Source organism: Devosia sp. (genome assembly GCF_028290645.1).
Classification (GTDB): Bacteria; Pseudomonadota; Alphaproteobacteria; order Rhizobiales; family Devosiaceae; genus Devosia_A.
Genome location: NZ_JAQGJL010000036.1, coordinates 1 through 4530 on the forward strand (window position 1 = coordinate 1; position 4530 = coordinate 4530).

General features: G+C 64.9%; 5 protein-coding genes. 4 read left to right on the forward strand and 1 reads right to left on the reverse strand.

Features of this window, described 5'->3' with window-relative positions; genetic code table 11:
• The 3 genes from uvrA to JWQ89_RS02145 all read left to right on the forward strand — a co-directional run.
• The coding region (uvrA, locus tag JWQ89_RS02135; RefSeq protein WP_299638003.1) for an excinuclease ABC subunit UvrA at positions 1 to 1485 on the forward strand (1485 nt) is incomplete at its 5' end.
• A 293-nt stretch (positions 1486 to 1778) separates the two neighbouring features.
• The gene (locus JWQ89_RS02140) at positions 1779 to 1925 is read left to right on the forward strand and encodes a hypothetical protein (RefSeq protein WP_299638005.1); all 147 of its coding nucleotides are present in this window, start codon (positions 1779 to 1781) and stop codon (positions 1923 to 1925) included.
• A 197-nt stretch (positions 1926 to 2122) separates the two neighbouring features.
• Entirely contained in the window at positions 2123 to 2272 is a 150-nt protein-coding gene (locus JWQ89_RS02145) for a DUF1127 domain-containing protein (RefSeq protein ID WP_082434573.1), read from the forward strand.
• Positions 2273 to 2366: 94 nt separating this feature from the next.
• On the opposite strand, the gene JWQ89_RS02150 is transcribed toward JWQ89_RS02145, so the two are convergent.
• Positions 2367 to 3014: a glutathione S-transferase family protein gene (locus tag JWQ89_RS02150; protein ID WP_299638007.1), complete on the reverse strand. Its 648-nt coding sequence runs from the start codon at positions 3012 to 3014 to the stop codon at positions 2367 to 2369.
• Between the two features lie 52 nt (positions 3015 to 3066).
• Here JWQ89_RS02150 and trmFO point away from each other — a divergent pair, with 52 nt between their 5' ends.
• Positions 3067 to 4458: a methylenetetrahydrofolate--tRNA-(uracil(54)-C(5))-methyltransferase (FADH(2)-oxidizing) TrmFO gene (trmFO, locus tag JWQ89_RS02155; RefSeq protein ID WP_299638008.1), complete on the forward strand. Its 1392-nt coding sequence runs from the start codon at positions 3067 to 3069 to the stop codon at positions 4456 to 4458.
• The last annotated feature ends 72 nt before the right edge of the window (positions 4459 to 4530 follow it).

Consider the following 4530-nt stretch of genomic DNA (forward strand, 5'->3'; position numbering starts at 1 on the left):
GCCGAGCGCATCCTCAAGGAGATCATCGAGCGGCTCGGCTTCCTCGACAATGTCGGACTCGACTATCTCAACCTCGATCGCACCTCCGGCACCTTGTCCGGCGGCGAGAGCCAGCGCATCCGCCTCGCCTCGCAGATCGGTTCTGGCCTCACAGGCGTGCTCTACGTGCTCGACGAGCCGTCGATCGGCCTGCACCAGCGCGACAATGCGCGGCTGCTCGATACGCTGCGAAGGCTACGCGATCTCGGCAACACGGTGATCGTCGTCGAGCATGACGAGGACGCCATCCTCACTGCCGACTATGTCGTCGATATCGGGCCGGGCGCCGGCGTCCATGGCGGGCACATCGTCGCCGAGGGCACGCCGCAGGAGGTCATCCGCAACCCCAGGAGCATCACCGGGCAGTATCTCAGCGGGGCGCTCAGCATCCCGATGCCGGTGGAACGGCGCAAGCAGTCGAAGACCAAGAAGCTCCATATCGACGGCGCGACGGGCAACAATTTGAAGGACGTGTCGGTCGATGTGCCGCTGGGCAACTTCGTCGCCGTCACCGGTGTGTCCGGCGGCGGCAAGTCGACACTGATGATCGACACCATGTACCAGGCGATCGCCCGGCGACTGAACGGCGCCCGGGTGATCCCGGCGCCGCACAACCACCTCACCGGACTCGAGTTCCTCGACAAGGTGATCGACATCGACCAGTCGCCGATCGGGCGCACCCCGCGCTCCAACCCCGCGACCTATACCGGCGCCTTCACCCCGATGCGCGAGTGGTTCGCCGGTCTGCCGGAGAGCAAGGCGCGTGGCTACGGGCCGGGCCGGTTCTCGTTCAACGTCAAGGGCGGGCGCTGCGAGAAGTGCGAGGGCGACGGCGTCATCAAGATCGAGATGCACTTCCTGCCCGACGTCTATGTCACCTGCGAAGTCTGCAAGGGCCACCGCTACAACCGCGAGACCCTCGAAGTGCAGTTCAAGGGCAAGTCGATCGCCGACGTGCTCGACATGACCATCGACGAGGCGGTGGATTTCTTCGCCGCTGTGCCGTCGATCCGCGAGAAGTTCGCGACGCTGCAGCGGGTCGGGCTCGGCTACGTGAAGGTCGGCCAGCCGGCGACGACGCTCTCGGGCGGCGAGGCGCAGCGCGTCAAGCTGTCGAAGGAACTCTCGAAGCGCGCCACCGGCCGGACGCTCTACATGCTGGACGAGCCGACCACCGGGCTCCACTTCCACGATATCGCCAAGCTCCTCGAAGTCCTCCACGAGCTGGTCGATACCGGCAACACCGTAGTGGTGATCGAGCACAATCTCGAAGTCATCAAGACCGCGGACTGGGTGATCGACATGGGCCCGGAGGGCGGCGACGGCGGCGGCCAGGTGGTCGGCGTCGGCACCCCCGAGGACATCGCGGCGAACCCGCGCTCACACACCGGACGCTTCCTCAAGGAAGTGATGGAACGCCGCCCGCAGCGAACTGCCGCGGAGTAAGCTTCGGGCGCGTGGGGGAGAAATACCTCACCGCCCTACCCCCGTGTCATCCCCGCGAAAGCCGGAATCCATCTAGCTATGGGCGCGAGTAATGAGGTAGGTCCCCGGTTTCGCGAGCGTTGAAACCGAGGCAAGCGGGGGACCCAGCCGCAACGCGCCCCGCACCGTGAACATGACAGCAGAATGAATTTTGCCATGCGCTCTACGCATGTCGGCACTGAGTTTTCACTGGCGTGTGCCGGCCGGCAAATCAGCTCATGCTACTTTGGTCGTGATCCGGAAAGGGAAACGCCATGTTTGTTCGAGCCGTCTGGCGCATGAGGCGACTGGTCGACATCAAGCAGACGTTGCGGGAACTGGACGTCCCTACCACCCGTGATGCCCTTGGGCTTTCGGGCACCGACTTCCAGAAGATGACCCGCGGGCTGTTCGACCGCTAAGCTTCACAAACGCCACCCCTACGAGAATGGCCGTCAGGTGCCCGGCGGCCATTTTCTTGTTGCCCGAGATGAAGCAATCGTGAACGCGATCGGTTAAAGCCATGCGCTACACGCATAACGGTACTGAGAGTTTCCCATCTGCTCATTCCAGCCGACCAGGACTACTTCTCCAACTGTAGACGAAAGGAGACTTGCAAATGGGTATTCGCACCACGCTGAAGAAGTGGGCCGCATATCAGCAGACCGTCCGTGAGCTCAATGCTCTCGACACCCGTCAGCTGAGCGATCTCGGCATCACTCGCACCGACATTCAGCGTATCGCCCGTGACCATGCGCGCACCATCTAACGGTTCGCTTCCTGGTCCGAGATATACGCCTGCAACATAGAACGCTCGCTTCCTGATAGAAGCGGGCGTTCAGCCTTTTTGGGGCCCCGTTCCGCTAGAACGCCAGCCGGCCCACCAATTCCTCATAGGATACGTTGACCGCCTTCCTGAACGCCGCGCGCTCGTTGAGCCGCCCGTGCCAGGCCTCGACTCCCGGCAGCGACGGGCGCTCGATGTCCATGGTCGACCAGCGGTACATGGCGGCCCCGGCGACGATATCGGCGTAGGTGAGGCCCTCGCCGCCGAGATAGGGCGCCTTTGCGAGGCGCATCTCCATCATTCGGAAGCATTTCACCGAGGCCGCGAGGGCTTTGGCGATCGCACCCGCGTCCTGCTGCGCCGCTGGCGTGCGGACTTTCAGCCAGAACAGGCTGATCCAGGCGGGCTGGAAGGTGGTGGCGGTCCAGTCGGTCCACTGGTCGACGACCGTGCGGTCGCGCGGCTCCACGGGGAAAAGTAGGCCGCTGCCGTATTCGGCACTGAGATAGCGAACGATGGCGTGGCTTTCCCAGATGATGAGCTCGCCGTCGCGCAGCGTCGGGACGAGGCCGTTCGGGTTCATGGTCAGATATTCCGGGGTGTCGTTGCCCCTGAAGGCGCCGCCGAGCGGAATGTGCTGATAGGGCAGTTCCAGTTCTTCGAGGGCCCAGACGGCCTTCTGCACATTGACCGAGCTCAGCCGTCCCCAAAGCGTGATGGTCATGGCAATCTCCAGAACGTTGCGTACCCCTGCCCCGCTTGCTATCTCCCGCGCCATGTCAAAACAAGATGAACCAATCCACGTGATCGGCGGTGGGCTCGCCGGCTCGGAAGCTGCCTGGCAAGCCGCCGGGGCCGGCGCCAGGGTCGTGCTGCACGAGATGCGGCCGACCCAGAAGACCGATGCGCACCAGACCGAGGGCTTTGCCGAGCTGGTCTGCTCCAACAGTTTCAGGTCGGACGACCATCGGCACAACGCCGTGGGGCTGCTGCACGAGGAGATGCGGCGCTGCGGCTCGCTGATCATGCGGGCCGCCGATGCCCATGCCCTGCCCGCCGGCGGGGCGCTCGCAGTTGATCGCGACGGGTTCTCCGATGCGGTGACCGCCGCCATCCACAACCACCCGAACATTTCGATCGAGCGCGGCGAAGTTGCCGGGCTGCCACCGGAGGACTGGCACAACGTCGTGGTGGCGACGGGACCGCTGACCTCCCCTGCCCTCGCGGCCGCGATCCAGCAGCTCACCGGCGAGGATTCGCTGGCCTTCTTCGATGCCATCGCGCCGATCGTCCACGGCGACTCGATCGACCGCGACACCGTCTGGGCGCAGTCGCGCTACGACAAGGTCGGGCCAATGGGGAACGGCGCGGACTATCTCAACTGTCCGATGACCGAGCAGCAGTACCACGACTTCGTCGATGCGCTGGTCAGCGCGCCGCTGCACGAGTTCAAGGACTGGGAAAAGGTGCCCTATTTCGACGGCTGCCTGCCGATCGAGGTGATGGCCGAGCGCGGCCGCGACACCCTGCGCTGGGGGCCGATGAAGCCGGTTGGGCTCACCAATCCGCGCGATCCGCTGGTGAAGCCGCACGCCATCGTGCAGCTCAGGCAGGACAATGCGTTGGGCACGCTGTGGAACATGGTCGGGTTCCAGACCAAGATGCGCTACGGCATCCAGGCGGAGATCTTCCGCATGATCCCCGGCCTCGAAAACGCGCAGTTCGCGCGGCTGGGCGGCTTGCACCGGAACACTTTCCTCAACTCGCCCAAGGTGCTGGGGCCGGACCTTAAACTGAAGGCGATGCCGCGGCTGCGCTTCGCCGGTCAGGTGACCGGCGTCGAGGGCTATGTGGAAAGCGCCGCCGTCGGGCTGATGGCCGGGCGCATGGCCGCGGCTGATGCGCGCGGCGAGACGCTGGCGATCCCGCCTGCAACCACGGCGATGGGCGCCTTGATCAACCACATCACCGGCGGCCACCTCGAGGCCGAGGCCTATTCGGGGGCGCGCAGTTTCCAGCCGATGAACGTCAATTTCGGCCTGTTCCCGCCGGTATCGATCACCAAGCCCGAGGGCCATGTCGGGCGGTGGAAATCGACCGAGAAGACGGTGGCCAAGCGGGAGGCGATCACCTCGCGGGCGCTCGACGACATCATGGCGTGGGCATAGGGCTCGAGGCGAACAGGGTGCCCTGGAGGTTGGCGGGCGTGCGCCTGCCGGCGTCGCTGAGATCGGCGCTCA

What these genes read in the sequence shown, in the direction of transcription:
- JWQ89_RS02145 (WP_082434573.1), top strand. Translation starts at nt 2,123, where the DNA reads ATGGGTATTCGCACCACGCTGAAGAAGTGGGCCGCATATCAGCAGACC.
- trmFO (WP_299638008.1), top strand. Translation starts at nt 3,067, where the DNA reads ATGTCAAAACAAGATGAACCAATCCACGTGATCGGCGGTGGGCTCGCC.
- JWQ89_RS02140 (WP_299638005.1), top strand. Translation starts at nt 1,779, where the DNA reads ATGTTTGTTCGAGCCGTCTGGCGCATGAGGCGACTGGTCGACATCAAG.
- JWQ89_RS02150 (WP_299638007.1), bottom strand. Translation starts at nt 3,014, where the DNA reads ATGACCATCACGCTTTGGGGACGGCTGAGCTCGGTCAATGTGCAGAAG.